Consider the following 24,801-nt stretch of genomic DNA (forward strand, 5'->3'; position numbering starts at 1 on the left):
GGTGCCTACGCGCTGGCCGTGGTCAGCCGTGCCGAGCCGGAGCGCTTCGTCTGCGCACGCATGGGCTGCCCGCTGCTGGTCGGCCTGGGCGAGGGCGAGAACTTCGTCGCCTCCGACGTCTCCGCCGTGATCTCGGCCACGCGCAGGGTGATCTTCCTGGAAGAGGGCGACACCGCCGAAATCCGCCGCGACGGTGTGCGCATCTTCGACGAGCACGATCAGCCGATCGAGCGCGACGTGCATCTGTCCGACGTGTCGCTGGCTTCGCTGGAGCTGGGTCCGTACCGCCACTTCATGCAGAAGGAAATCCACGAGCAGCCGCGCGCGCTGGGAGACACCATCGAGGCGGCGATCGACGCCGGTGGTTTCCCGGCCGAGCTGTTCGGCAAGAACGCCGAGGCGGTACTGGCGGGCATCGAAGGTGTGCAGATCATCGCCTGTGGCACCAGCTACTACTCGGGCCTGACCGCGCGCTACTGGATAGAGGCCATCGCCGGCCTGCCGTGCAGCGTGGAGATCGCCAGCGAGTACCGTTACCGTGCGGCCTACGCGAACCCGAAGCACCTGATCGTGACCATCTCCCAGTCCGGCGAAACGCTGGATACGATGGAGGCGTTGAAGTACGCCAAGTCGCTCGGCCACAAGCACACGCTGTCGATCTGCAACGTGCCGGAAAGCGCGATTCCGCGCGCCAGCGAACTGGTCTGCTACACCCGCGCCGGCGCCGAGATCGGCGTGGCCTCGACCAAGGCGTTCACCACCCAGCTGGCCGCGCTGTTCCAGCTGACCGTGGTGCTGGGCAAGCTGCATGGCCGCATCGACGCGGCGCAGGAAGCGGACTACCTGGAGCAGCTGCGTTTCCTGCCGGGCAGCGTGCAGCACGCACTGAACATGGAGCCGCAGATCGCGGCCTGGGCAGAGCGCTTCGCGCGCAAGAGCAGCGCGCTGTTCCTGGGCCGTGGCCTGCACTATCCGATCGCGCTGGAAGGCTCGCTCAAGCTCAAGGAGATCTCCTACATCCACGCCGAGGCCTACCCGGCAGGCGAGCTGAAGCATGGCCCGCTGGCGCTGGTGGACGAGGACATGCCGGTGGTGGTGATCGCCCCCAACGACAGCCTGCTGGAGAAGGTGAAGTCGAACATGCAGGAAGTGCGCGCCCGCGGTGGCGAGCTGTTCGTGTTCGCCGACCAGGATAGCAACTTCAACGAGTCCGAAGGCGTGCATGTGATCCGCACGCCGCGCCATGCCGGTGTGCTCAGTCCGATCGTGCACACCATTCCGGTGCAGTTGCTGGCGTACCACACTGCACTGGCACGCGGCACCGATGTGGACAAGCCGCGCAACCTGGCCAAGAGCGTGACGGTGGAGTGAGATGAGATGGAAACCAGAGCCGCACTGGCTCTGATTTCCCCTCAATTTCGGCGGATGCGGATGCCGGGCCGCTGGCCGGGCAACAGGGGACATCAACTGCGCCCGTAGGTATCCTCGAAGCGCACGATGTCATCCTCGCCCAGGTAGCTGCCGGACTGGACCTCGATCAGTTCCAGCGGCAGCTTGCCCGGGTTGCGCAAGCGATGGGTCACGCCCAGCGGAATGTAGGTGCTCTGGTTCTCGCTGAGCAGGATCACTTCATCGCCACGGGTCACCTCGGCGGTACCGCTGACCACGATCCAGTGCTCGGCGCGATGGTGGTGCATCTGCAGGCTCAGCGTGCCGCCGGGCTTGACCGTGATCCGCTTGACCTGGAAGCGCTCGCCGTTGTCGATCGAATCGTAGGCGCCCCACGGGCGATAGACCTTGCGGTGCCAGGTGGCCTCGCTGCGGCCTTCGGCCTTGAGTTGCGCGACCACCGTCTTGACGTCCTGCATGCGGTCGGCCTTGCCGACCAGCACCGCGTCGTCGGTTTCAACCACCACCACATCGTCCAGCCCGACCAGCGCCACCAGGCGCTGTGCGTAGGCATAGGTGTTGCGGCAGTCGATGGCGATCACATCGCCCTGGTGGGCATTGCCGTCGCCATCCTGCTGCGATACATCGCGCAGCGCGGTCCAGGAGCCGACATCGTTCCAGCCCGCGTCCAGCGGGATCACTACCGCATCAGCGGTCTTTTCCATCACCGCATAGTCGATCGAATCGGACGGCACGGTGGTAAAGGCGTCCTTGCCCAATCGGGTGAAATCGGCATCGCGACGCGCCTGCTGCCAGGCCTGGCGGCTGCCGGCCAGCATGGCGGGCTGGAAGCGCTCCAGTTCCTGCAGGTAGCGCGAGGCCTTGAACAGGAACATGCCGCTGTTCCAGAAGTACTGGCCGCTGCTGACATAGCCGGTGGCGGTGTCCAGGTCGGGCTTCTCGACGAAGCGCTCGACGGCACGCAGGCCCTGGCCATCTGCCGCTTTGATGTAACCGTAGCCGGTTTCCGGGCCGGTAGGCACGATACCGAAGGTCACCAGCTTGCCGGCTTCGGCGGCAGCGGCCGCCGCCTGTACGGCGCTGCGGAACGCCGCTTCGTTGGTGATCACATGGTCGGAGGGCAGCACCAGCAGCAGGGCGTCGGTACCGTCGCGGGTGGCTTCCAGTGCCGCCACCGCGATGGCCGGTGCGGTGTTGCGACCGACCGGTTCGAGGATGATCGCAGCCGGCTCTGCGCCGACCTGCTGCAGTTGTTCGGCGGCAACGAAGCGGTGTTCCTCGTTGGCAATGACCAACGGTCCGCGCGCGGCGATCGGCGCCACGCGCTTCCAGGTGGCCTGCAGCATCGTCAGTTCGCCCGCCAGTGGCAGGAACTGCTTCGGGTACGCCTCACGCGAAAGCGGCCACAGGCGGGTACCGGATCCACCGGACAGGATGACGGGCTGGATGCTGCTCATGCGTTCCTCGGTTACTGCTGGATGAGGCGGGAAATTTCGTCGGTGCGGGCATGCATCAGCGCGGCGTCGCCCCTGGCTTCTACGTTCAGGCGCAGCAGCGGTTCAGTGTTGGAGCTGCGCAGGTTGAAGCGCCAGTCGCCGAAGTCGGCGCTGATGCCATCGGTGTGGTCCAGCGCAGGGGACTGCGCAGCGAAGTGCTCCATCACGCGCGCAACGGCGGCCTTGGCATCGGCAACCTTGAAGTTGATCTCACCACTGCACGGGTAGGCGGCCATGCGGTCTTCGACCCAGTCGGCCAGCGAGCGTCCGCTTTCGGAGACCAGCTGGGCGATCAGCAGCCACGGGATCATGCCGGAGTCTGCATAGGCGAACTCGCGGAAGTAGTGGTGGGCGCTCATCTCGCCACCGTACACCGCGTCTTCGGCGCGCATCTTTTCCTTGATGAAGGCATGCCCGCTCTTGCACTGCACCGGCACACCACCGGCCTGCTCGACCATGTCCACCGTGTTCCAGACCAGGCGCGGGTCGTGCACGATCTTGCCGCCCGGGTTGCGCGCCAGGATCGCCTTGGCCAGCAGGCCGACCAGGTAGTAGCCCTCGATGAAGCGGCCGGTATGGTCGAAGAAGAAGCAACGGTCGAAGTCACCATCCCAGGCAATGCCGAAATCGGCGCCGTGCTCGCGCACCGCGTCGGCGGTGGCGGCGCGGTTCTCCGGCAGCAGCGGGTTGGGAATGCCGTTGGGGAAGCTGCCGTCCGGTTCGTGGCAGATGCGGATGAACTCGAACGGCAGGTGCGGTGCCAGCAGATCGACGATTCCGCCGGCGCCGCCGTTGCCGGCATTGACCACCAGCTTCAGCGGTCGCAGCTTGCCGGCATCGACATAGCTCAGCAGGTGCTGGATGTACGCGCTCTTGTCGTGCTGGGCGCTCTGCCCGGCACGTGGCGGCTGCGCCTCGGACGTATCGGCAGCGACCGCATCGGAAATCGCGAACAGGCCGGTATCGGAGCTGATCGGGCGCGCGTTCTCCTTGACCAGCTTCATCCCGTTGTAGTCCATCGGGTTGTGGCTGGCGGTGACCATCACGCCGCCGGCCGCGCCCAGATGGTCGGTCTGGAAATAGACTTCTTCCGTGCCGCACAGGCCGATGTCGATCACCTCGCGCCCGGTACCGCGCAGGCCCGCGGCCAATGCATCCTGCAGCGCCGGGCTTGTCAGGCGGACATCGTGCCCCAGCACGACCGGGCCAGGGGCGAGCTGCGCAGCCAAGGCCACGCCGATGCGGCGGGCCAGGTCTTCGTTCAGTTCCTCCGGCACACGGCCGCGGATGTCATAGGCCTTGAAGGCGGGCAGGGGCATCGAGCGAGTCCTTGGTGAGATCAGCTCCCGATTGTAGTGCCTGCGCTGTATGGGGAGCGTTTCCATGCCGCAACGCCACGTGACCGGTGCACCTGCTGGCCTAGAATGGGCGCATTACATCAACGAGGTGAGGGCGTAGATGAGCAACCCGGCAACGACAGGCGGAATGCGCGGCAAGCGCTTCGCCAGTGCGGCCCAGGCCCTGCAGGGGGTGGTCGCCGATGGCCAGACCCTGGCCGTGGGCGGTTTCGGCCTGTGTGGCATTCCCGAGGCGCTGATCGCTGCGCTGCGCGACAGCGGCGCCAAGGGCCTGACCGTGATCTCCAACAATGCCGGCGTCGATGGCTTCGGCCTGGGCCAGCTGCTGGAAACGCGGCAGATCAGGAAGATGATTTCGTCCTATGTGGGCGAGAACAAGGAATTCGAGCGGCAGTTCCTCGCCGGCGAGCTGGAGCTGGAGTTCAATCCGCAGGGCACGCTGGCAGAGCGCCTGCGCGCCGGTGGTGCGGGTATTCCGGCGTTCTTCACCGCCACCGGCTACGGCACGGTAGTGGCCGAGGGCAAGGAAACGCGCGAGTTCGACGGCAAGCACTACGTGATGGAAACCGCACTGCGCGCCGACGTGGCGCTGGTCAAGGCGTGGAAGGCCGACGAGGCTGGCAACCTGGTGTTCCGCAAGACCGCACGCAACTTCAACCCGGCCTGCGCGATGGCCGGCAAGGTCTGCATCGTCGAGGTCGAGGAAGTGGTGCCGGTGGGGGCCATCGACCCCGACCAGGTGCACCTGCCGGGCATCTATGTGCACCGCATCGTGCACAACGCACATCCTGAAAAGCGAATCGAACAGCGCACCATCCGCGCGGAGGGCAACTGACATGGCGTGGACCCGTGATGAGATGGCCGCGCGTGCCGCGCGCGAGCTGACCGATGGTGCCTACGTGAATCTGGGCATCGGCCTGCCGACGCTGGTCGCCAACCACATTCCCGACGGCATGGATGTATGGCTGCAGTCGGAGAACGGCCTGCTCGGCATCGGCCCGTTCCCGACCGAAGCCGAGGTCGATGCCGACCTGATCAATGCCGGCAAGCAGACCGTGACCGCACGCGCCGGTGCCAGCTATTTCGGCAGCCATGACAGCTTCGCGATGATCCGCGGTGGCCACGTCAACCTGGCCATCCTCGGCGCCATGCAGGTCACCGACAAGGGCGACCTGGCCAACTGGATGGTGCCCGGTAAGATGGTCAAGGGCATGGGCGGTGCGATGGACCTGGTCGCCGGCGTGCAGCGCGTGGTGGTGCTGATGGAGCACACCGCCAAGAACGGTGAGCACAAGATCCTGGCCGACTGCACGCTGCCGTTGACCGGCGTCGGCGTGGTCGACCGCATCATCACCGACCTGGCGGTGTTTGATGTCACCGACAAGGGCTTGTTGCTGGTGGAAGCCGCACCGGGTGTCAGCGATGACGAGTTGAAGGAAAAGACCGGCGTCGCGTTCCAGCGCGGCTGATTGAGGTGGGGAGGGCGCGCGTGCGCCCCCTTCGTCCTCAGCTGCGTCGGGCGTAGGCGTACTCATCGCTGCTGGCATCGCCCTCGCCGAGACAGGCTGCGGCTGTCGTGACGCGCAGTCCAGCGTGTTCGCAGCAGGCACCCAGTACACGTTCAACGGCATGGGCCAGCGTTCCATCGATCTGGCCCTGCTCGATGTCGAATGCGCTGCGATACAGGTGCGCGTCCAACAACGGGCGCAGGGCTCGCAATCGCCACCAGCCCATGCTGCCGGCGCCAAATTGACTGGCGTCCACTGGTGTTTTCAGCCCAAGCCGCGCCTGCAACCGTGCCAATGCGGAACCATTGCCACCCACGAAATCAGCGACGGGCAGCAGATGCCCTTCGGCCACCACCATGCCCAGTGCGGGGTCGGCCTGGAACGCGGCATGAATGCGTGCGGCACGTCCGCCCTGTACCAGCCGTTGCAGTAGTTCCTGCCGCCATTGGTCACCATCTGTGCGATGGGCCGAGCGTTTCGTATGCAGTTTCAGCACCACCTCGTGCCCTGTCTGCAGCAGCCGCTCGGCGATCTCCAGGAACGGAAGTATGTCGCGACCGTGGTTGTCCACGGCCACCACCTCACCCTCCAGCCCATGTGCTACCAGGGCCTGCCGGACCTGATCCATCTGTTGTACCGGGGTGGTCACTACGATTGTCCAGTCCAGTGCCGCCTCGCACAGCGCGGACAGTACTTCCGGCAGCGTTTCCAGGTACCAGGCGTGGAGATGCACTGCCGGTGCCTGACGCGGTGCCGGCGCTGACACCAACGCATCGCGGGTGGCCTGCAGCCAGGCATGACCGAGGCGAGCATCCGGTTCCAGCACGGCGCCTTCAGCCCACTCGTTCCAGGCATTGATGAACACCATTCGCTGCGCCTGCGGTGCTGCGGACAGGCGTTCATGGATCGTGGTGCGCAACCAGTCGCGGTAGCCACGTGGTGAGGCGTGCAGGTAGACGCGGCCCCGGCCGGAACGACGCGCTTCGTTGTCCCAGCCGGGGTTCACGCCGGGGTAAAGCGGATAGTCCGGCAATTGTCGTATTGCGGTCTCGGCGGCCAGTTCGCGCCAATCCCGGACATCGCCATTGAAGGCAGGATTGAGCAGCCATTGCTGTGCCGACAGAGAGCGCGGATTGCTCATGTTCGGCGGGAACTCGACTGCGGCATCGAATCCGATGTCGCGGGGATCCGGTCGCTCGAATCCTTGTACGTAGGCCAGGTGGATCTCGCCGACGCCGTTGTCGCGGCACCATCGACGCCAGCGTTCAGCGGTCGCCTGGGCGTTGGGCAGCAGGTGCGGGCGATAGACCAGCAACATCGGTCGGCCCTCCACTTTCAACGCGCGCCGGTCGCGCAGGTACGGCGCGACATGGGCGATGAACGCCAGATCATCCTCGACGCTATGCTGCTGGCCGATCAGGATGTCTTCATCGCGGCCATCCCAGCGCCGCGCCCAGTTCTCGTTGGCCCAGCACAGGCAGAACGGCAGTTCAATGCTGTCGTCTGTCAGCCACTGGCGTAGCGGGTCCTCCATAAGGGTTCGGCCGCTGAACCAGTAGAAGTAGAAGCAAAAGGCACCAACGCCGTGCTCGGCGGCAAGTCGAGCCTGGTCACGCATCACCTGCGGGTTGCGCAGGTCATAAAAGCCGAGGTCGGCCGGCAGGCGGGGCTGGATGTGGCCCTCGAACTGCGGCAGGGCACGGGTCACATTGCGCCACTCGGTAAAACCCTTGCCCCACCAGGCATCGTTTTCCGGGAACGTGTGGAACTGCGGCAGGTAGAAAGCGACCAGGGTTGCCGGCATCGTGGCGGGCAATGCCTGTGGCTGCCATGCGCGATAACCGATCGCCGGTTCATCGGCGCGCCAACGTAGCTGGGCGCTGGCACGAGGGCCAACGTTATCCTGCTGCCCCTTCGGAGGCGGTGGCACCCAGTCTCCACGCTGCGCCAACAATCGTGTGCGCAACCGGTCACGCTGTGCCTGTGGCAGCGGCAAGGCCCGGAACACGGCGCGTAGCAACGGGAACAACGACTGGCGCAGGCTCATCGGCAGGGGTCCCATGATGTGGGGCAATCGAACGGCATAGGCATCTGGGCAACGGTCATGGGGCCATTTTCGGTGCTGGCGGCCATGACAGCAAACGTCGGCGTGCTAGCGTGTAGCCATGCTGTTCCCCCCTGACCTGCCCGATGCCGATGTCCAGCACCTGCCGGGCTGGCTGGCCGCTGCCCAGGCCGCTGCCCTGATGGCCGGGCTGCAGGCCGACGTGGCGTGGGAGATCCATCGCATCCGCATGTTCGGCAACTGGGTGGATTCGCCCCGGTTGAGCTGCTGGATCGGCGACCCGCAGGCCCGTTACCGCTATTCCGGCGCGGAGTTCGTGCCGCAGCCATGGCTGCCGGTATTGCAGACCGTACGCGAGCGCCTGCAGGCCGAAGGCTTCGGCCGTTTCAACAGCGTGCTGCTGAACCGCTACCGCGGCGGCGGTGACTACATGGGGTGGCACAGTGATGATGAACCGGAGCTCGGGCCGGCGCCGCTGATCGCGTCGGTGAGCCTGGGCGCCGCGCGCCGCTTCCTGCTGCGCCGGCGCGATGACCCGGCGCGCAAGGCCGAATTCATGCTGGGCCATGGCGATCTGCTGCTGATGTCCGGACAGACCCAGCGCTTCTACCAGCACGCGCTGCCGAAAATGGCGCGGGTGCTGGGTGAGCGGATCAACCTGACGTTCCGCTGGATCACGCCACGGTGATGAGGACGGGGGTCAGAGCCCTTTCCGGACGGGAAAGGGATCCGACCCCTGCGACGGATCAGCGCTTGGTCACCGTGGTGTCGTTCTGGCCGCTGACCAGCGTCCAGCCCACCACGTCCTGCGCCAGCTGCTGCAGGCCACGCTCGAAGGCCGCGGTCACCGCCGGTACGTCGGTGCTGCCGACCGGCTGTGCCTGGCGGAAGGTGCGGTCGGCGACCACGCGCTGATCGGCGACGTGGATCAGCTTGGCGTTGACCTCGATCACCACGGTCGGCGTGGCCTGGCCCTGGTAGTCCGATTCGAAGCGGCGCACGTCGGTGGACAGCTTGTAGTCGGCGCGGATGCCGGCAGTGCTGCGGGCCACGCCGCGGATGCGGCCGGAGTCCTCGAAGCCGCGCAGCAGCGTGTCCTCGATCATGTCGGTGGCCGGCTGCGCCCAGCTGGCGCCCTTGTAGATCTCAAGCTGCGACGGTGTCGGCCGCACATTGATGCGCGGGCTGTCGACCATGCGCGCGGCGCTGGGCTTGGCCAGTACCAGCTGCCAGCTGGCCTGCGGCCACGCCGGGTCCGCCTTGACCTGTACGGATGGCGAATACAGCGTCACCGCGGTTTTCTCGCTGCTGCCGAGGATGGAACAGCCGCCCAGCAGGGAGACCATCGAAGCGGCCAGCAGCAGGCGCGGAAGGGTGGTCGGGCTCATTTGGGTTCGAACTCCTTCGGTGCGTCGCGGCCCAGCAGATAGCGCGCGGGGTTGTTCTCGAGACGGTCGCTGACCCGGCGCAGGTCGCGGATCAGGCCGCGCAGTTCGGTCAGCGTCGGGCCCAGCTGGCCGAGACCGTCGTTGGCGAAGCTGTTGATCGCGGCGCGGTTCTCGCCAAGGATCGAATCGGCGTTGCCGGCGGCCGAGTCGAGCTTGGCCAGAGTGCCATCGAGCTTGTCGATGATGCCCGGCAGCTGCTGCACCAGATTCTTGTCCAGGCGCTCGATGGTGCCGTTGGTGGTCTTCAGCGTGGTATCCAGGCTGCGCGCGGCGTCACGCGCGCTGAGCAGCAGCGACTGGGTGCCCTGGTCACGGTCGGCCAGGCCGCCGCTGATCGTTTCCAGGTTGGCCAGCGTCGCGTTGATCGAGGCCACGTTGCGGTCGCTGAGGATCTGGTCCATGCGCTCGACGATGCGGTTGGCGACGTCGGTGATGTTCTGCAGCGCCGAGGGCGTGGTCGGAATGATCGGTGCCGGGTCCTTGTTGACCGTTGTCAGTGCCGGCGACTGCGGCGTGCCGCCGCTGAGCTGGATGATCGACGGGCCGGTCAGGCTGGTGATCGCCAGCTTGGCGCGGGTATCGGTCTTGACCGGGGTAGTCGAGTTCAGGCGGATGCGCGCGACGACCTGGCGCGGGTCATCCGGTACCAGGTTCAGTTCGATGATCGAACCAACCGCGATGCCGTTGTACTGCACCGGGCTGCCGACCGTCAGGCCGGTCACCGCCTCGCGGAACACCACGCGGTACTCCTGCCAGGTGCGGTCGGAGGAGTACTTGGCGGCCCACAGGCCGAAGGCCAGCAGGGCCAGGCCGGTGATCAGGGTGAACGCGCCGATCAGCACGTAGTTGGCTTTGGTTTCCATGGCTCAGGCACTCTCGATCTGTTCGCCGCGGGCGGCACGCGCACGCGGTCCGTGGAAGTATTCCTGGATCCACGGATGATCCAGTTTCTCGATGTCAGGCAGCGGCGCGTTGGCCACCACCTTGCGGTCGGCGATCACCGCCACCCGGTCGCAGATGGCATACAGCGTGTCCAGGTCGTGGGTGATCAGGAACACGGTCAGTCCCAGCGCTTCCTGCAGGGTCTTGATCAGGCGGTCGAACGCAGCCGCGCCGATCGGGTCCAGGCCGGCAGTGGGTTCGTCCAGGAACAGCAGCGGCGGATCCAGTGCCAGTGCGCGGGCCAGGCCGGCGCGCTTGCGCATGCCGCCGGACAGCTGCGAGGGCAGCTTGTTGATCGCATCGGCGGGCAGGCCGGCCAGCTTCACCTTCAGCAGCGCCAGCTCGTAGTGCCAGCGCTCGGGCAGCTCGCGGTGGTGTTCCTTCAACGGTACCTGCACGTTCTCGCCCACGGTCAGCGAGGAGAACAGGGCGCCGTCCTGGAACAGCACGCCGGTGTTGCGCTCGATGTGCAGGCGGCTTTCGGCGTCGTCGGCGCGCGCATCGCGGCCCAGCACTTCGATCTGGCCCTCGTCGGGCGTGCGCAGGCCGAGGATCGAGCGCATCAGCACCGATTTGCCGGTGCCCGAACCACCGACCACGCCGAGGATCTCGCCACGGCGCACGTCCAGGTCCAGGTCTTCGTGCACGGTCTGGCTGCCGAAGCGGTTGACCAGGCCGCGCACGCGGATGGCCAGTTCGTGGCCGTCGCTGTCGCGCATGTCCAGGGCTTCGTGGTGCGGGGATGTGCTCATGTCACCAGTCCATGTGCATGAACCACAACGCCGCGAAGGCGTCGATGATGATCACCAGCGAGATCGTCTGCACCACGCTGGAGGTGGTGCGCTCGCCGACCGACTGCGCGGTGCCGGTCACCTTCAGACCTTCCAGGCAGCCGATCAGCCCGATCACCACGGCGAAGATCGGCGCCTTTGAAAGGCCGACCAGCATATGCCGTACCTCCATCGTGTCGTGCATGCGCGCGATGTACATCTGTGGCGGGATGTCGAGGTCGAACGCGCCGACCGTGATGCCGCCGGCCAGGCCGGCGATCATCGCGATGAAGGTCAGCAGGGGCAGCGTCGCCAGCAGCGCGAACAGCCGCGGCAGCACCAGCAGGTCGATCGGGTCCAGGCCGAGGGTGCGCATCGCATCGATTTCCTCGCGCGCCTTCATCGCGCCGATCTGCGCGGTGAACGCACTGGCGGTACGGCCGGCCAGTACGATCGCGGTCAACAGCACGGCGAACTCGCGCAGGAAGGCGATGTTGACCAGCTCGACCACGTAGATCTCCGCGCCGAAGTCGCGCAGGATGGTCGAACCGAGGAAAGCGATCACCGCGCCGACCAGATAGGACAGCAGCGCGACCAGCGGTACCGCATCCAGCCCGACCTGCTCCATCTGGTGCACGGTGGCCGTCAGTCGGAAGCGGCGCGGCTGCTTGACCAGGCGCGCGGTCTTGACCATCGCCTCGCCCAGGAAGCTGGCCAGGGCCACGATGTTGTGGCCGGTGTCGTGCATGCTGATGCCCAGCCGCTCCAGTGCGGCCAGCACACCGAAATCGCGCTTGGGCTTGGGCCGGTCGTCGGCCACTTCCTCGATGGTGCACACCAGCGCCTGGTGGTCCGGGCGGAACCGCAGCGCGTCTTCGTGGAGGTCGGCGCGATGGGCCACGCGCAGTACCTGCAACACGCCGGCCGAATCCAGCTGCTCGATACCGGTGGCATCGATGCCGGTCAGTTTTTCGGGAACGCGGTGCAGGACCTCGGCCGCGGCCAGCGCGGTCTTCAAGGTCCAGGTGCCGGACAGGCGGATCAGCCCCGGGTCCTGGGCGTCCTGTTCGAGCTGGGGGGCGTGGTTCTGGGTCACTTGGGCCATTCGGGTCGCAGCATAACCGTTCTGTATCGGGCGTCGCGTCGAACTCGGATGAATTCCTCCAGCAGGGCCCAGCGTAGGTAATACTACGGCGCATGTCCGCAGATGCTCACACGATCCCCACGCCCCAGGCCACCTACGCACAGCGCGTGGCCTTTGTTTCCGAGATCGCCGGGCGCCTGCACAGCTACGGCACCACGGCCCAGCGCCTGGAAACCGCAGTGGTGGCCCTGGCCCGCCAGCTCGATCTGGATTGTGAACCGTGGTCGAATCCCACCGGTATCATCCTCAGTTTCAGCGACCCGGCGCAGGCGATCGGCTCCAGTGACATCACCCGCGTGATCCGCTTGGCGCCCGGCGAGAACGACCTGCACAAGCTCAGCGTGGCCGACCATATCGCCGAGGAAGTCTCCAACGGGCGCATGAGCATCGCCCAGGGCCACACCGCGCTGCGCCAGCTGGACAAGGACCCGGGCCGGCGCGGCAAGCTGCGCACCATTCTGTCGTTCACCCTCGGCGCGGCCGGCGTGGCCGGCATGTGGAAACTGCCGTGGCTGGACATCGCCACCGCCGGTGTCATCGGTCTGATGATCGGCCTGCTCGGCATGGTCACCGATCGTCGCCCGGCCACCCGCGAAGCCGCCGAAGCGCTGGCCGCGCTGCTGGCAGGCCTGGTCGCCACCCTGGTCGCGTCCTTCGTCGGCGCCCTCAACCTCAACACGGTGATCATCGCCTCCCTGGTGGTGCTGCTGCCGGGCATGTCGCTGACCAATGCGGTCAATGAGCTGGCGAGCCAGCACTGGGTGTCGGGCACGGCGCGCTTTGCCGGTGCGCTGACCACCATCATGAAGCTCAGCGTCGGCGCGATGATCGCGGTGACCCTGGCCGATGTGCTGGGCCTTGACCCGGTGATCCGCGCCACGCGGCCGCAGGGGCCGTGGGTGGAATGGGGTTCGCTGCTGACCGCGGCATTCGCCTTCGCGATGCTGTTCAAGGCCAATCGTCGCGACTACCCGTGGGTGATCGCCGCCTCGGTGGCCGGTTATGCGATCTCCAAGTTCGGTGGCCATGCCTGGGGGGCGCCGGCCGGCATCTTCCTGTCGGCGATGCTGCTGACCGCCGGTGGCAACCTGTTCGGTCGCCTGGTCGGGCGCCCGGGTGCGATCATCCGCCTGCCCGGCATCATCATGATGGTGCCCGGCAGCACCAGCCTGCGCGGCGTGCTGACCCTGGTCCAGCAGCAGGACGTGGGCGCCGGCCAGAGTGTGTTCCTGACCGTGCTCAACGTGGTGATGGCACTGGTGGCCGGCCTGTTGTTCGGCAACCTGTTGATGCCGGCACGCAAAACGCTCTGATGGCCCTTGTGGGTGTGGACCGTTGGTCCACACACCGGACAAAGAGAAAACGCCGGCTTTCGCCGGCGTTTTTAATTGCATCCCGATCCGGCTTCAGGCCTTCTTGATCAGGAAATCTTCCGGCTTCTTGTTGCCCTTGGCGGTCAGTTCGGCCATCCAGCGCGGCTGCTTGCCACGGCCGGTCCAGGTTTCCTTCGGGTTGGCCGGGTTGCGGTACTTCGGAGCCACCTTGCCCAGCTTGCGGCCGGCGGTCTTCGACGGGGCCTTGGCGGCCTTGGCCACCTTGCGTGCGCGCGGCGCCGGGGCGTCGCCGAACAGTTCCTCGATGGTGTAACCCTCGGTCTTGGCCAGCTTGGTCAGCTGGGCCCGGACTTTGGTGATCGGCCGGCGCTTGGCGACGATGGTCTGCTGCTTCTTGGCGGTGCGGATCAGGGCGCCCAGTTCGCGTGCCGACAGGCCGGTCAGGTCAATGCTCATTTACGGTTACTCCGGAAACTAATGTGTGGACGGGACGAGCCAGTCCATGGCGTCGGCGAACAGAATAGAGATGAATTATTCCGAGCACAAATGCAGGCAGGACATGGCATGGCAGCCTGCCGGCTGCATCGCCGCTATTTTGACCGGATTATGTCCGCTGCAATATTCGCCGGGTGCGGCGCGGGCAAAAAAAGACCGGGGCATGCCCCGGTCTTTCCACGTCAGCCCTGCAGGCGCTGCAGCAGGGTTGCCTTGTCCAGGCTCTCCGCTTCGCTGGCGCGGCGCGAGCGGTACTCATAGGTACCCGCGGCCAGCCCACGCTCGCTGACCACCACGCGGTGCGGAATGCCGATCAGTTCCATGTCGGCGAACATCGCGCCCGGGCGCAGGCCACGGTCGTCGAGTGCCGCGTCCAGGCCGGCATCGCGCAGTTCCTGCAGAAGGTGGGTGGCGGCGTCAGCCACGGCGGCGTCGCCCTTCGGGTTGATCACGCACACCACTACCTGCCACGGCGCCATCGCGTCCGGCCAGATGATGCCGGCATCGTCATGGTTCTGTTCGATCGCGGCGGCCACCACGCGCGAGATGCCGATGCCATAGCAGCCCATTGCCATCACCGCTGCCTTGCCGTTCTCGTCCAGCACGGTGGCGTCCAGTGCTTCGGCGTACTTGCGGCCGAGCTGGAACACGTGGCCGACTTCGATGCCGCGGGCGATCTTCAGCTCGCCACCATCCAGCGCACGGTCGCCGGCGCGCACATTGCGGATGTCGGCCACTTCCGGTTCCGCCAGGTCGCGGCCCCAGTTGACGCCGGCCAGGTGGAAGCCGGCCTCGTTGGCGCCGACGACGAAATCGGACATCGCCGCCACTTCGCGATCGGCCACCACACGGATGGCCTTGGCCGGGCCGACCGGGCCGAGGAAGCCCGGCACGCTGCCCAGGTGCGCGGCGATTTCCGCTTCGCTGGCAAAGCGCTGCTCATCCAGGCCGGCAACCTTGGCCAGCTTGATCTCGTTGACCTCGTGGTCACCGCGTACCAGTGCCAGCACGAACTGCTGCGCCTCGCCTTCGCCGGCGATCAGCGCCACCGACTTCACGGTGCGCTGCAGGTCGATGCCAAGCAGGGCCGCGACGTCCTCGCAGGTCTTCTGGGTAGGGGTATCCACCTTGCGCATCGCTTCGGTGGCGGCCGCACGCGGGGCCGGATCGGCAGCGATCGCTGCTTCCATGTTGGCCGCGTAGTCCGAACCGGTGGAGAACACCAATGCGTCCTCGCCGGAATCGGCGATCACGTGGAACTCCTGCGACGCATCGCCACCGATCGCACCGGAGTCGGCCTGCACCATGCGGAAGTCGAGGCCGAGGCGGGTGAAGATGCGGCTGTAGGCCGACTTCATGTTCTCGTATTCGCGCACCAGGCACTCGTCGTGCAGGTGGAACGAATAGGCGTCCTTCATCAGGAATTCGCGCGAACGCATCACGCCGAAGCGCGGGCGGATCTCGTCGCGGAACTTGGTCTGCACCTGATAGAAGTTCACCGGCAGCTGCTTGTAGCTGGACAGCTCGCTGCGCGCGAAGTCGCAGGCCGCTTCTTCAGCGGTCGGGCTGTAGCAGAACACTTGGTCCTTGCGGTCCTTGATCTTGAGCAGCTGCGGTCCGAACTTCTGCCAGCGCCCGGTCTGCTCCCACAGTTCCTTCGGCTGGATGGTCGGGATCTGGAATTCCACGGCACCGGCCCGGTCCATTTCCTCGCGCACGATGCGTTCAACCTTGCGCAGCACACGCAGGCCCAGCGGCGACCAGGTGTACAGGCCCGAAGCCAGCTTGCGGATCATGCCCGCGCGCAGCATCAGCCGATGGCTGGTCAGCTCGGCGTCGCTGGGGGTTTCCTTGGTGGTGTGCAGGTGGAACTGGGAGAGGCGCATCGTCGGCTTCGGATAACGGCAGAGACCTCTATTCTGCCAGCCCGGCCGGGGTGGGGGGTACTGGCAGGGCTGCGCCCTGCACCCGCCTCAAGCAACGTCAACTGCAACTGCCGAAGCAACGGCAAAGGCGGGCTTCCCGTGGGATGGCGGGGTGGGTCCGGTTGCGGGGGACGCCGTAAATACGTCCCTGTAGGCTCGGTCGCGCCATCCATGGCGCTCACGCCCCCGCAACCGGACCCACCCCGCCTTCGACAGTTTTCCGTGATCTGTCGGAAAGCCATTGGGGTCAGATCCGTTTTCCGCAGGAAAACGGATCGGACCCCGGATTCAATTCGAGATCTGACAGATTTCATCCACGCATGGCGTGGATCTACCACCGTCACCAGGAACCTGTCGAAGGCGGGGCGGTGTCGGATTGCGGGGTGTCCGCGGCATGGATGCCGCGGCCAAGCCCCCAGGGATGGGTTTACGGCGTCCCCGCAATCCGACACCGCCCCGCCAAACCCACAGAAAGCCCAGAGCCGGCTGTTGCTCTTGCTCTTGCTGTTGCTGTTGCTCTTGCTCTTGCTGTTGCTGTTGCTGTTGCTGTTGCTGTTGCTGTTGCTTCTGCGGGTGCAGGGCGCAGCCCTGCCGACCCCCTTAACCGGCCGGTGGGCAGTAAGCCTTGATGGCCGCCTCCGCCAATCCCTTCTGCGCGGTGTGCTGCTCCGGGGTCAAGGGGGTATCGGGCTTGCCGTCGCCATCGGTGTCCTGCATCACCTGGCCGCCACCGTCCAGCAGGGCCAGATTGGCGCGGGCGGTGCTGCACCGCTCAGGGACCGGCGCGGCCGGTGTCCCGGTGCTGGCTGCGGCCTGCGGGGTACGGGCCTGCTCGCGGGTTTCATACTTCTTGCCCGCCGGCGGCGTCTCCGAATACTGGGTCACGCCATTGGCGTCCTTCCACTTGTACACCGGGCCAGCCATGGCGCCGCTGGCACTGGCCAACAGCAGCAGGCATCCAAGGCAGGACAGGGCACGCATGGCAAACTCCGCAGAATGGGCGTAGAACGCCGATTGCAGCATTGGCGCCGACCGCTGGCAAGTCGATTAAACTGGATTCCATGGACCCGATCACACCGCCGCCGCGCTCGCGCACGATTTACCTGCTGCCCAACCTGTTCACCACCGCCGGCCTGTTCGCCGGCTTCTACGCGATCATCGCCGCGGCCAACGGGGATTTCGTCAACGCCAGCATTGCCGTGTTCGTAGCGGCGGTGATGGATGGCCTGGACGGGCGTGTGGCACGCCTGACCGGCACCAGCAGCGAATTCGGCGTGCAGTACGATTCGCTGGCCGACCTGGTCAGCTTCGGCATGGCACCGGCACTGGTGATGTACCACTGGTCGCTGTCGTGGCTGAAGTTCGACGACCCGCTGCTGGGCCGCGTCGGTTGGGCGGTGGCCTTCCTGTACGCCGCCTGCGCGGCGCTGCGCCTGGCCCGCTTCAATACCCAGGTGGCAGTGGTCGACAAGCGCTGGTTCGTCGGCCTGGCCAGCCCGGCTGCGGCCGGCCTGATGATGTCCTTCGTCTGGGCCTTCGCCGACGGCAACCTGGGCTGGGACGGCAACCAGCTGCGCTACGTGGCGCTGGTGGTGACCCTCATTGCCGCGCTGCTGATGGTCAGCCGCATCCGCTTCTGGAGTTTCAAGGGCGGTGCGGCCAAGGGCGGCCGTTCCGACCGCGTACCGTTCCTGGTGCTGGCACTGGTGCCGGTGGCCATCGCCATCGCGGTGATCGACCTGCCGCGCGTGCTGTTCGCGGTGGGCATCCTGTATGCCCTGTCCGGCCCGGTGATGTGGGCCGTGCAGCGCCTGCGCAAGAAGCCCGAGGCCGCGTGAGCCAGGATCTGCCCGTGCTGTGGTCTCCGGCCCAGCAGGCCTGGCTGCAGGCCATGGGCTACACCGTCTACCACGACGGCCAGCTGGCTGCCGAGCTGGATGCCGCGCTGCAGCTGAGCGTGGCCGAAGCCGAGGCCAGCGCCGCGCCGGAACCGGAACCGGTCCGGGCGAACGCGGCGCCGGTGCGCGACGTCTCCGCCGGAACTGCACCCGCGGCCCGGCAGGAACGCCCGGCACCGCCCCGTCGCGAGACCCCGGTCACCGCCCCGGATACCGCACCCGCACCGTCCCGTCCGTTGACTGGCGGCAATGCCCGCGAGCCGGTGGTGCGCCTGCCGGATCGGCTGCAGATTGCCCTGTTGCGCGCGTCCGGCTGCAACCCGAACGATCCGGCCACGCAGGCGTTGATGGACAGCTGGCCGCTGGACCAGCTGCGCCGTGATCCGGCCGCCAAGCGCGCGTTGTGGCCGCAGCTGCGCAGCCTGCGCAAGCGGGGAACGGCATGAGTGCGGTCAGCCTGCCCGGCCCGGTCAGCCTGCGAGCACTGCGCGAGAGCGATCTGAACGCGGTGATGGCGATCGAACTGCGCGGCTATCCCTTTCCCTGGACCCGCGGCATCTTCATCGACTGCCTGCGTGCCGGTTACCCCGGCCTGGCCATGGAGCGTGATGGCCAGTTGATCGGATACGGCGTGCTCAGCATCGCTGCCGACGAAGCCCACGTGCTGAACATCTGCATCGACCCGCTGGTGCAGTCGCGCGGGCTGGGCCGACAGCTGCTGCGCGCACTGGTGCAACTGGCCGGCGACCGTGGCGTGCAGCGTGTGTTCCTGGAAGTGCGGCCGTCCAACACGCCGGCACTGGCGCTGTACCACAGCGAAGGCTTCAACGAGATCGGCCGCCGCCCGCGTTACTACCCGGCCGCGCAGGGGCGCGAAGACGCGGTGGTGATGGCGATGGAACTGGTTGACGGCGATCTGCAGACGATGCCACCGCTGTAACGGAGAAGGGTTGCCGGCCAGCGGCCGGCACTACTGCGCTCGCCGTGCGCGGCCCGGCGCCACCGTTATGCTGATCGCAACGCCAGCACGCCGCCGACGATCAACGTTGCTGCCAGCCAGCGGGCACGCGGAATCCGTTCGCGCAGCAGGAACACCGAGATCAGCAGCGCGAACAGGATCGAGGATTCGCGTAATGCGGAGACCATCGCAACCGGTACCTGGGTCATCGCCCACAAGGCCATCGCATAGGAGGCCGTGGTGCCGACGCCACCGGCCAGGCCGAGCAGCCAATGCTGGCGCGCATAGGCGCGCACGGCGCCGCGTCGGGTGTACAGCGCCCACAGCGGCAACGGGATGCCCGACAGCAGGAACAGCCACAGGGTATAGCTCAGCGCGCTGCCGGACAGCCGTGCGCCCTGTGCATCGACCAGGGTGTAGGTGGCAATCATCGCGGCGGTCAGCAGTGGCAGGCCAAGCTGGCCACCACGCGCACCCAGCGCCATGCACAGGATGCCGGTGCTGACCAGCACCACCCCCAGCCATGCCGCAGGCGGCAGGGGCTCGCCGAGCACGGTGCCTGCCAGCGCGACCAGGATCGGCGCACTGCCACGCATCAGTGGATAGGCCAGGCTCATGTCGACCTGCTGGTAGCAGCGCGCGACCAGGCCGTAATAGGTCACCTGCAGCAGCACCGATACCCCCAGCCATGGCCAGCTGTGGGCGGCGGGAAAGGGCAGAAAGGGCAGGACGGCGGCGGACAGCAGCGCGGCGCTGCCGGTGACCAGCACGGTGCCGAGGAACTTGTCCGGCCCGCGCTTGACGATCGCATTCCAGCTGGCATGCAGTGCCGCGGCGGCGAGGACCAACAGGAAGATGGAAAGCGGCATCACGCGATGATGCCATGCGGGGGAAAGGTTCCGGGTTTGGTGGGTGCCAACCTTGGTTGGCACATCGCTCAGTGCGGACCGAGGTCCGCACCCACCAGCGCGGTGTTACAGCTTCGCGCGCTGCTCGCGCAGGCCGGTCAGCTGGGTGTTCCAGTCGACCAGGCGCACACGTTCCTGCTCGACCACGGCCGGCGGCACCTTGTCGGTGAACTTGGCCAGCTTGGCCTCGCTCTTTTCCTTTTCGGCTTCCACGCGGGCGATTTCCTTGTCCAGGCGCGCGCGCTCGGCATCGAGATCGACCAGGCCTTCCAGCGGTACCAGCAGCTTCAGCTCGCCCACGATCGCGGCGGCGGCCGGCGGCGCGCTTTCGCCCTCGACCAGCCACTGGATGCTGCCCAGTTTCAGCAGGAACGACAGCGAGGCACTGAAGCGTTCGATGCGCACGCGGTCCTGGCTCTGCCCGGCATGTTCCAGCCCGGCCTGCAGGCGCAGCGGAACCAGCTTGGACGGGGCGACGTTCAACTCGCTGCGCACACGGCGCACTGCGCTGATCACCGCCTTCAGCCATTCCACGTCGGCCTCGGCCTGGGCGAAATCACCCTCGAACTCGGCGGCGGTCGGGTACGGGCGCAGCGACAGCGTGGTCTCGGCCAGGCCCAGGCGCGGGGCCAGCTGCTGCCACAGCTGTTCGGTGATGAACGGAGTCAGCGGGTGCAGCAGGCGCAGCAGTGCTTCCAGCACATACAGCAACGTGTGGCGGGTGCTTTCGGCGTCGGCAGCGTCAGCGCCGTTCAGGGCCGGCTTGCTCAGTTCCAGGAACCAGTCGCAGAACTCGTTCCAGGCGAATTCGTACAGGCACTGCGCGAGCAGGTCGAAGCGGTAGTTGGCGTAGTGGCCCTGCGCCTCGGCCGACACCGCCGCCAGGCGCGAAAGGATCCAGCGCTCGGCATCGGTGCGCGGCGTCGGCACGCCGGTGAACGCGGCCCCCTCGGTGTTCATCAGGGTGAAGCGGCTGGCGTTCCACAGCTTGTTGCAGAAGTTCTTGTAGCCCTCGGCGCGGTTCATGTCGAACTTGATGTCGCGGCCGTGGGTGGCCAGCGCGGCGATGGTGAAGCGCAGCGCATCGGCACCGTGGGCGGCGATGCCGTCCGGGAACTCCTTGCGGGTGGCCTTCTCGATTTTCTCCACCATCTTCGGCTGCATCAGGCCGCCGGTGCGCTTGGCGACCAGGTCGTCGATGGTGATGCCGTCGATGATGTCCAGCGGATCGAGCACGTTGCCCTTGCTCTTGGACATTTTCTGGCCCTGGCCGTCGCGGATCAGGCCGGTGAAGTAGACGTCCTTGAACGGGATCTGCCCGACCAGGTTGTCGGTGGCCATGATCATGCGCGCCACCCAGAAGAAGATGATGTCGAAGCCGGTGATCAGCACCGACGACGGCAGGTAGCGGTCGAAGCCACGTTCGGCCATGGCCTGCTCGTTCGGCCAGCCCAGGGTGGAGAACGGCCACAGCTGCGAGGAGAACCAGGTCTCCAGCACGTCGCTTTCCTGGTTCAGCACCACGTCGCTGCCGAAGTTGTTCTTCGCGCGCACTTCCTCTTCGCTGCGACCGACGTAGCAGCTGCCGGTGGCGGCATCGAACCACGCCGGGATGCGATGGCCCCACCACAGCTGGCGGCTGATGCACCAGTCCTGGATGTTGTTCATCCAGTGGCGGTAGGTGTTGATCCAGTTCGGCGGCACGAACGAGATCGAGCCGTCTTCGACCAGCGCCAGGCCACGCTTGGCCAGGTCGTCCATCTTCACGAACCACTGGTCGGTCAGGTACGGCTCGATCACCTGGCCGGTACGGTCGCCGCGCGGCACCTGCAGCTTGTGCGCCTTGGTCTCGACCAGGATGCCGAGGTCTTCCAGTTCGGCCAGCACGGCCTTTCGGGCTTCGTAGCGATCCAGGCCCTGCAGGCGGTCCGGCGCGTTCTCGTTCAGCGCCGCCACCGGGGTGAACAGGTTGATCATCGGCAGGCTGTGGCGCACACCGACTTCATAGTCGTTGAAATCGTGCGCCGGGGTGACCTTGACCACGCCGGTGCCGAACGCGCGGTCGACATAATCGTCGGCAATCACCGGCACGCGGCGGCCGGTCAGCGGCAGCACCACGCTCCTGCCGATCAGGTGCGCATAGCGCTCGTCTTCCGGGTGCACCATCACCGCGGTATCACCCAGCAGGGTCTCCGGGCGGGTGGTGGCAACCACCAGGTAGTCGCGGGTTTCGCGCAGGGTTTCCACGCCGTCGGCATCGCGCTCGACGTGCTCGTAGCTCAGGCCGTCATCCAGCGTGTAGGCGATCGACCACAGGAAGCCGTCTTCCTCGGCGCTCTCCACTTCCAGGTCGGAAATGGCGGTCTTCAGCACCGGGTCCCAGTTGACCAGGCGCTGGCCGCGGTAGATCAGGCCCTGTTCGTACCAGCGCACGAAGGCTTCGTTGACCGCGGCCGACGGCTGCGGGTCCATGGTGAAGGTGCTGCGCGACCAGTCGGCGGAGGTGCCGAGGCGGCGCATCTGGCGCTCGATGGTGTCGCCGGACTGCTGCTTCCACTCCCAGACCTTGCCGATGAAGCCCTCGCGGCCCAGCGAGTCGCGGGTCTCGCCGTTGCCTTCCAGCGTCAGGTTGCGGCTGACCACCATCTCGGTGGCGATGCCGGCGTGGTCGGTACCGACCTGCCACAGCGTGTCGTAGCCGCGCATGCGGTGGTAGCGCACCAGCGCGTCCATCAGGGTCTGCTGGAAGGCATGGCCCATGTGCAGGGTGCCGGTCACGTTCGGCGGCGGCAGCAGGATGGTGTACGGCTCGCCCGTGCCGGACGGCTTGAAATGGCCGGCCTTCTCCCAGGCCTCGTAGAGGTCGGTCTCGAAGGACTTCGGGTCGTAGCTGGAGGCGAGTTGGGTCATGCGGGGGAACCGGTAATCAAGGCGGGAAGGGAGATCAGCGCGACCCGAGGGTGCGCCGGATCTTCTGGTCGGTGTGGTACTGGCTGACCGAATAGGCGGCCCAGATGGCGGCGGGCAGCCAGCCGATCAGGGTGATCTGCAGGATCAGGCAGACGATGCCGGCCAGCGGTCGGCCGATGGTGAAAAAGGACAGCCAGGGAAGAATCAGGGCGATCAACAGGCGCATCAAGGGGTCCTCGCTGGACTTACATGTCGTGTTTGCTGAGGTCGTAACCGGCGGCCTTGTACTGGCGCCAGCGTTCGCGCAGCGGTTCGCGCGCTTCCGGGTCGGCCGGGACCACTTCCAGCACACGCTCGCACTGGCCCAGCCAGGGGTCGTCGCGCAGGTTGATCACCAACGGGCGGGCCGGTGCCTCGGTGCCGGGCACGGCGATCAGCACCAGCGCTTCTTCCTCGTCCATGTCCTCACCGGCGATCTGGTGCGGGATGTAGGCATCGTCGTCGAATGCCCACAGCAGTTCGTCCAGCTCCTCGGCCTGGGCCTGGTCACGGGCCAGCACCAGGGTGAACAACCCGGCGTCGTTGGCCTTGCGCGCCAGCTCGCAGACCAGGCGCAGCGGCTCGGTCAGGAAGCGGGGCTTGGCGATCAGGTAGAAATCGGCGCGGGGCATGGCAGGGTCCGGGTCAGGCAGGAGCCCGGGGGTACCGGGCGAGGCCCTGGCCGGCGGGTGCCGGCCAGGGTCGGGTACGGCATCAGGCGCGGGCGACCTGGTCCAGCAGCCACTGGCTCAGCAGGCCGACCGGGCGGCCGGTGGCCATGCCACGCTTGCCTTCGTCGCTGGCCACGCCGGCGATGTCCAGATGGGCCCAGCGCTGGCCTTCGGTGAAGCGCGACAGGAAGCAGCCAGCGGTGATCGCACCAGCCCAGCGGCCGCCGATGTTGTAGACGTCGGCGAAGCTCGAATCCAGCATCGGCTGGTACTCGTCCCACAGCGGCAGGCGCCAGGCGCGGTCGAACACGTGCTCGCCGGCGGCCAGCAGTTCGTTGGCCAGGTCGTCGTGCTTGCTCATCAGGCCGGCGGTCTGGTGGCCGAGGGCAACCATGCAGGCACCGGTCAGGGTGGCGACGTCGACCAGCGCGGCCGGCTCGAAACGCTGCGCGTAGGTCAGCGCGTCGCACAGGATCAGGCGGCCTTCGGCGTCGGTGTTGCCGACTTCGATGGTCTTGCCTGCCATCGAGGTGATCACGTCGGACGGACGGTAGGCGTTGCCGTCGATGGCGTTCTCCACCGCCGGCACCACCACCACCAGGTTCAGCGGCAGCTTGGCCTTGACCGCAGCGACGAAGGTGCCGATGACGTTGGCGCCGCCACACATGTCGTACTTCATCTCTTCGATGCCGCCCTGGGTCTTCAGGTTGACGCCACCGGTATCGAAGGTGATGCCCTTGCCGACCAGCACGTACGGCTTGGCGTCGCCGCCATTGGTCCACTTCAGCACGACCAGGCGCGGGCGGTTGGCCGAGCCACGGGCCACGGCCAGCAGTGAGCCCATGCCCAGCGCTTCCATCTGGTGCTCGTCGAGGATCTCCGCTTCGGCGCCCTCATGCTCGCCGGCGAACTTCACGCCCACCTCGGCCAGGTAGGCCGGGGTGCAGTAGTTCGGCGGCAGGTTGCCCAGCTCGCGGGCGAACTCGACACCGGCGGCGATGGCCTGGCCCTGGGCCAGGGCCTGGGCGTCGTCACCGGCAACGGCCAGCTGGGTCAGGCCGGCATCGTCGGCCTTCTTCTTGCCCAGGGTGGCGGTATAGCGGTAGGCGGCGTGATCGGCGGCGATCACCGCCTGGCGGATCGCCCAGGCTGCGTCGCGGTCCTTCACCGCCACTTCGGACAGGGTGAACAGCGCGCTGCGGGCGGCGCCGGCCTTCAGCGCGCGCACGGCGTCGCCAACGGCCTTCAGGTACTGCGGCACGCCGAAGCGGGCCGCTTCGCCGAGGCCGACCACCAGTACGCGCGGGGCGGTCACGCCCGGCAGGTCATGCAGCAGGGTGGTGGCGCCGGTCTTGCCGGACAGGTCACCGCGCTGGGCCAGGGCGGCCAGGCGGCCGCCAGTGGCGACATCCAGGGCCTGCGCGGCCGGGGTCAGGGTATGGTCGGCATATGCGCCTACCACCAGGCAATCAACGGTGGCGGCGGCCGGAGCAACGTGGTTCAGGGTGAATTCGAGGGCCAT

General features: G+C 66.9%; 23 protein-coding genes. 8 read left to right on the top strand and 15 right to left on the bottom strand.

The genetic code is table 11. The features are described from left to right. Positions 1 to 1,371 (top strand): glutamine--fructose-6-phosphate transaminase (isomerizing) (gene glmS / locus ABH900_RS13375; RefSeq protein WP_429623415.1); only part of this gene is annotated, 1,371 nt, incomplete at its 5' end. 92 nt (positions 1,372 to 1,463) lie between these two features. On the opposite strand, the gene ABH900_RS13380 is transcribed toward glmS, so the two are convergent. Together ABH900_RS13380 and ABH900_RS13385 are read right to left on the bottom strand one after the other, a co-directional pair. Then, a complete protein-coding gene (locus ABH900_RS13380) occupies positions 1,464 to 2,867 on the bottom strand; it encodes a mannose-1-phosphate guanylyltransferase/mannose-6-phosphate isomerase (protein ID WP_429623417.1) in 1,404 nt (467 codons plus the stop codon). An 11-nt stretch (positions 2,868 to 2,878) separates the two neighbouring features. Beyond that, complete coding sequence (locus ABH900_RS13385) at positions 2,879 to 4,225, bottom strand: phosphomannomutase (protein WP_429623419.1); 1,347 nt, start codon at positions 4,223 to 4,225, stop codon at positions 2,879 to 2,881. A gap of 139 nt (positions 4,226 to 4,364) precedes the next feature. Here ABH900_RS13385 and ABH900_RS13390 point away from each other — a divergent pair, with 139 nt between their 5' ends. Both ABH900_RS13390 and ABH900_RS13395 read left to right on the top strand, forming a co-directional pair. Then, positions 4,365 to 5,099, top strand: a complete 735-nt coding sequence (locus ABH900_RS13390) for a CoA transferase subunit A (protein WP_429623421.1) — start codon at positions 4,365 to 4,367, stop codon at positions 5,097 to 5,099. A gap of 1 nt (position 5,100) precedes the next feature. Next, positions 5,101 to 5,733: a CoA transferase subunit B gene (locus tag ABH900_RS13395; RefSeq protein ID WP_429623422.1), complete on the top strand. Its 633-nt coding sequence runs from the start codon at positions 5,101 to 5,103 to the stop codon at positions 5,731 to 5,733. Between the two features lie 37 nt (positions 5,734 to 5,770). On the opposite strand, the gene ABH900_RS13400 is transcribed toward ABH900_RS13395, so the two are convergent. After that, the gene (locus ABH900_RS13400; RefSeq protein ID WP_429623423.1) at positions 5,771 to 7,819 is read right to left on the bottom strand and encodes a glycoside hydrolase family 99-like domain-containing protein; all 2,049 of its coding nucleotides are present in this window, start codon (positions 7,817 to 7,819) and stop codon (positions 5,771 to 5,773) included. A 118-nt stretch (positions 7,820 to 7,937) separates the two neighbouring features. On the opposite strand from ABH900_RS13400, the gene ABH900_RS13405 reads away from it, so the two are divergent. After that, entirely contained in the window at positions 7,938 to 8,525 is a 588-nt protein-coding gene (locus ABH900_RS13405) for an alpha-ketoglutarate-dependent dioxygenase AlkB family protein (RefSeq protein WP_429623425.1), read from the top strand. Positions 8,526 to 8,583: 58 nt separating this feature from the next. On the opposite strand, the gene ABH900_RS13410 is transcribed toward ABH900_RS13405, so the two are convergent. From ABH900_RS13410 to ABH900_RS13425, 4 genes are read right to left on the bottom strand one after another with little or no spacing between them, the layout of a single operon-like run. Continuing rightward, positions 8,584 to 9,225, bottom strand: a complete 642-nt coding sequence (locus ABH900_RS13410; protein WP_429623426.1) for an ABC-type transport auxiliary lipoprotein family protein — start codon at positions 9,223 to 9,225, stop codon at positions 8,584 to 8,586. Further along, positions 9,222 to 10,148 (bottom strand): MlaD family protein, encoded by a 927-nt coding sequence (locus ABH900_RS13415; protein WP_429623428.1) that lies wholly within the window; start codon positions 10,146 to 10,148, stop codon positions 9,222 to 9,224. Before ABH900_RS13415 ends, ABH900_RS13410 begins: the two co-directional genes overlap by 4 nt. A 3-nt stretch (positions 10,149 to 10,151) precedes the next feature. Then, positions 10,152 to 10,979 carry an ABC transporter ATP-binding protein gene (locus ABH900_RS13420; RefSeq protein WP_429623429.1) on the bottom strand — a complete coding sequence of 276 codons (828 nt, stop codon included), beginning with the start codon at positions 10,977 to 10,979 and terminating at the stop codon, positions 10,152 to 10,154. 1 nt (position 10,980) lies between these two features. After that, positions 10,981 to 12,102 carry an MlaE family lipid ABC transporter permease subunit gene (locus ABH900_RS13425; RefSeq protein ID WP_429623431.1) on the bottom strand — a complete coding sequence of 374 codons (1,122 nt, stop codon included), beginning with the start codon at positions 12,100 to 12,102 and terminating at the stop codon, positions 10,981 to 10,983. A gap of 92 nt (positions 12,103 to 12,194) precedes the next feature. Between ABH900_RS13425 and ABH900_RS13430 the strand changes: the two genes are divergently transcribed. Beyond that, entirely contained in the window at positions 12,195 to 13,454 is a 1,260-nt protein-coding gene (locus tag ABH900_RS13430) for a threonine/serine ThrE exporter family protein (RefSeq protein ID WP_429623433.1), read from the top strand. A gap of 93 nt (positions 13,455 to 13,547) precedes the next feature. Here ABH900_RS13430 and ABH900_RS13435 read toward each other — a convergent pair whose 3' ends face one another. The 3 genes from ABH900_RS13435 to ABH900_RS13445 all read right to left on the bottom strand — a co-directional run bounded on the left by ABH900_RS13435 (position 13,548) and on the right by ABH900_RS13445 (position 16,876). After that, the gene (locus ABH900_RS13435; RefSeq protein ID WP_049398421.1) at positions 13,548 to 13,931 is read right to left on the bottom strand and encodes an H-NS family nucleoid-associated regulatory protein; all 384 of its coding nucleotides are present in this window, start codon (positions 13,929 to 13,931) and stop codon (positions 13,548 to 13,550) included. Positions 13,932 to 14,152: 221 nt separating this feature from the next. After that, positions 14,153 to 15,856 carry a proline--tRNA ligase gene (locus tag ABH900_RS13440; protein WP_429623434.1) on the bottom strand — a complete coding sequence of 568 codons (1,704 nt, stop codon included), beginning with the start codon at positions 15,854 to 15,856 and terminating at the stop codon, positions 14,153 to 14,155. Positions 15,857 to 16,495: 639 nt separating this feature from the next. Continuing rightward, positions 16,496 to 16,876, bottom strand: coding sequence for a DUF4124 domain-containing protein (locus tag ABH900_RS13445; RefSeq protein WP_429623435.1), 381 nt, complete (start codon positions 16,874 to 16,876; stop codon positions 16,496 to 16,498). Between the two features lie 80 nt (positions 16,877 to 16,956). Between ABH900_RS13445 and pssA the strand changes: the two genes are divergently transcribed. The 3 genes from pssA to rimI are packed head-to-tail and all read left to right on the top strand — an operon-like array spanning position 16,957 to position 18,733. Next, on the top strand, positions 16,957 to 17,733 hold the full coding sequence (gene pssA / locus ABH900_RS13450) for a CDP-diacylglycerol--serine O-phosphatidyltransferase (protein WP_429623437.1): 777 nt from the start codon (positions 16,957 to 16,959) through the stop codon (positions 17,731 to 17,733). Then, on the top strand, positions 17,730 to 18,239 hold the full coding sequence (locus ABH900_RS13455; protein WP_429623438.1) for a hypothetical protein: 510 nt from the start codon (positions 17,730 to 17,732) through the stop codon (positions 18,237 to 18,239). Before pssA ends, ABH900_RS13455 begins: the two co-directional genes overlap by 4 nt. Then, on the top strand, positions 18,236 to 18,733 hold the full coding sequence (rimI, locus tag ABH900_RS13460; protein WP_429623439.1) for a ribosomal protein S18-alanine N-acetyltransferase: 498 nt from the start codon (positions 18,236 to 18,238) through the stop codon (positions 18,731 to 18,733). The genes ABH900_RS13455 and rimI overlap by 4 nt, the downstream gene beginning before the upstream one ends. A gap of 65 nt (positions 18,734 to 18,798) precedes the next feature. On the opposite strand, the gene ABH900_RS13465 is transcribed toward rimI, so the two are convergent. The 5 genes from ABH900_RS13465 to ABH900_RS13485 all read right to left on the bottom strand — a co-directional run bounded on the left by ABH900_RS13465 (position 18,799) and on the right by ABH900_RS13485 (position 24,801). Continuing rightward, a complete protein-coding gene (locus tag ABH900_RS13465) occupies positions 18,799 to 19,620 on the bottom strand; it encodes an EamA family transporter (RefSeq protein WP_429623692.1) in 822 nt (273 codons plus the stop codon). Between the two features lie 105 nt (positions 19,621 to 19,725). Further along, positions 19,726 to 22,569 carry a valine--tRNA ligase gene (locus tag ABH900_RS13470; RefSeq protein WP_429623441.1) on the bottom strand — a complete coding sequence of 948 codons (2,844 nt, stop codon included), beginning with the start codon at positions 22,567 to 22,569 and terminating at the stop codon, positions 19,726 to 19,728. Positions 22,570 to 22,603: 34 nt separating this feature from the next. Then, a complete protein-coding gene (locus tag ABH900_RS13475) occupies positions 22,604 to 22,795 on the bottom strand; it encodes a YqaE/Pmp3 family membrane protein (protein ID WP_429623443.1) in 192 nt (63 codons plus the stop codon). Positions 22,796 to 22,814: 19 nt separating this feature from the next. Further along, a complete protein-coding gene (locus tag ABH900_RS13480; RefSeq protein WP_429623444.1) occupies positions 22,815 to 23,240 on the bottom strand; it encodes a DNA polymerase III subunit chi in 426 nt (141 codons plus the stop codon). 82 nt (positions 23,241 to 23,322) lie between these two features. Next, on the bottom strand, positions 23,323 to 24,801 hold the full coding sequence (locus ABH900_RS13485) for a leucyl aminopeptidase (RefSeq protein WP_429623445.1): 1,479 nt from the start codon (positions 24,799 to 24,801) through the stop codon (positions 23,323 to 23,325).

Source organism: Stenotrophomonas sp. AN71 (genome assembly GCF_050435725.1).
In the GTDB taxonomy this organism is placed as follows: Bacteria; Pseudomonadota; Gammaproteobacteria; order Xanthomonadales; family Xanthomonadaceae; genus Stenotrophomonas.

Excerpts from the sequence above, each read along its gene's own strand:
- ABH900_RS13445 (WP_429623435.1), bottom strand. The coding sequence starts at position 16,876 with ATGCGTGCCCTGTCCTGCCTTGGATGCCTGCTGCTGTTGGCCAGTGCC.
- ABH900_RS13380 (WP_429623417.1), bottom strand. The coding sequence starts at position 2,867 with ATGAGCAGCATCCAGCCCGTCATCCTGTCCGGTGGATCCGGTACCCGC.
- ABH900_RS13400 (WP_429623423.1), bottom strand. The coding sequence starts at position 7,819 with ATGAGCCTGCGCCAGTCGTTGTTCCCGTTGCTACGCGCCGTGTTCCGG.
- pssA (WP_429623437.1), top strand. The coding sequence starts at position 16,957 with ATGGACCCGATCACACCGCCGCCGCGCTCGCGCACGATTTACCTGCTG.
- ABH900_RS13385 (WP_429623419.1), bottom strand. The coding sequence starts at position 4,225 with ATGCCCCTGCCCGCCTTCAAGGCCTATGACATCCGCGGCCGTGTGCCG.
- ABH900_RS13435 (WP_049398421.1), bottom strand. The coding sequence starts at position 13,931 with ATGAGCATTGACCTGACCGGCCTGTCGGCACGCGAACTGGGCGCCCTG.
- ABH900_RS13440 (WP_429623434.1), bottom strand. The coding sequence starts at position 15,856 with ATGCGCCTCTCCCAGTTCCACCTGCACACCACCAAGGAAACCCCCAGC.
- ABH900_RS13415 (WP_429623428.1), bottom strand. The coding sequence starts at position 10,148 with ATGGAAACCAAAGCCAACTACGTGCTGATCGGCGCGTTCACCCTGATC.
- ABH900_RS13395 (WP_429623422.1), top strand. The coding sequence starts at position 5,101 with ATGGCGTGGACCCGTGATGAGATGGCCGCGCGTGCCGCGCGCGAGCTG.
- ABH900_RS13425 (WP_429623431.1), bottom strand. The coding sequence starts at position 12,102 with ATGGCCCAAGTGACCCAGAACCACGCCCCCCAGCTCGAACAGGACGCC.
- ABH900_RS13410 (WP_429623426.1), bottom strand. The coding sequence starts at position 9,225 with ATGAGCCCGACCACCCTTCCGCGCCTGCTGCTGGCCGCTTCGATGGTC.
- ABH900_RS13470 (WP_429623441.1), bottom strand. The coding sequence starts at position 22,569 with ATGACCCAACTCGCCTCCAGCTACGACCCGAAGTCCTTCGAGACCGAC.
- ABH900_RS13390 (WP_429623421.1), top strand. The coding sequence starts at position 4,365 with ATGAGCAACCCGGCAACGACAGGCGGAATGCGCGGCAAGCGCTTCGCC.
- ABH900_RS13420 (WP_429623429.1), bottom strand. The coding sequence starts at position 10,979 with ATGAGCACATCCCCGCACCACGAAGCCCTGGACATGCGCGACAGCGAC.
- ABH900_RS13485 (WP_429623445.1), bottom strand. The coding sequence starts at position 24,801 with ATGGCCCTCGAATTCACCCTGAACCACGTTGCTCCGGCCGCCGCCACC.
- ABH900_RS13475 (WP_429623443.1), bottom strand. The coding sequence starts at position 22,795 with ATGCGCCTGTTGATCGCCCTGATTCTTCCCTGGCTGTCCTTTTTCACC.
- ABH900_RS13480 (WP_429623444.1), bottom strand. The coding sequence starts at position 23,240 with ATGCCCCGCGCCGATTTCTACCTGATCGCCAAGCCCCGCTTCCTGACC.
- ABH900_RS13430 (WP_429623433.1), top strand. The coding sequence starts at position 12,195 with ATGTCCGCAGATGCTCACACGATCCCCACGCCCCAGGCCACCTACGCA.
- ABH900_RS13405 (WP_429623425.1), top strand. The coding sequence starts at position 7,938 with ATGCTGTTCCCCCCTGACCTGCCCGATGCCGATGTCCAGCACCTGCCG.
- ABH900_RS13465 (WP_429623692.1), bottom strand. The coding sequence starts at position 19,620 with ATGCCGCTTTCCATCTTCCTGTTGGTCCTCGCCGCCGCGGCACTGCAT.
- rimI (WP_429623439.1), top strand. The coding sequence starts at position 18,236 with ATGAGTGCGGTCAGCCTGCCCGGCCCGGTCAGCCTGCGAGCACTGCGC.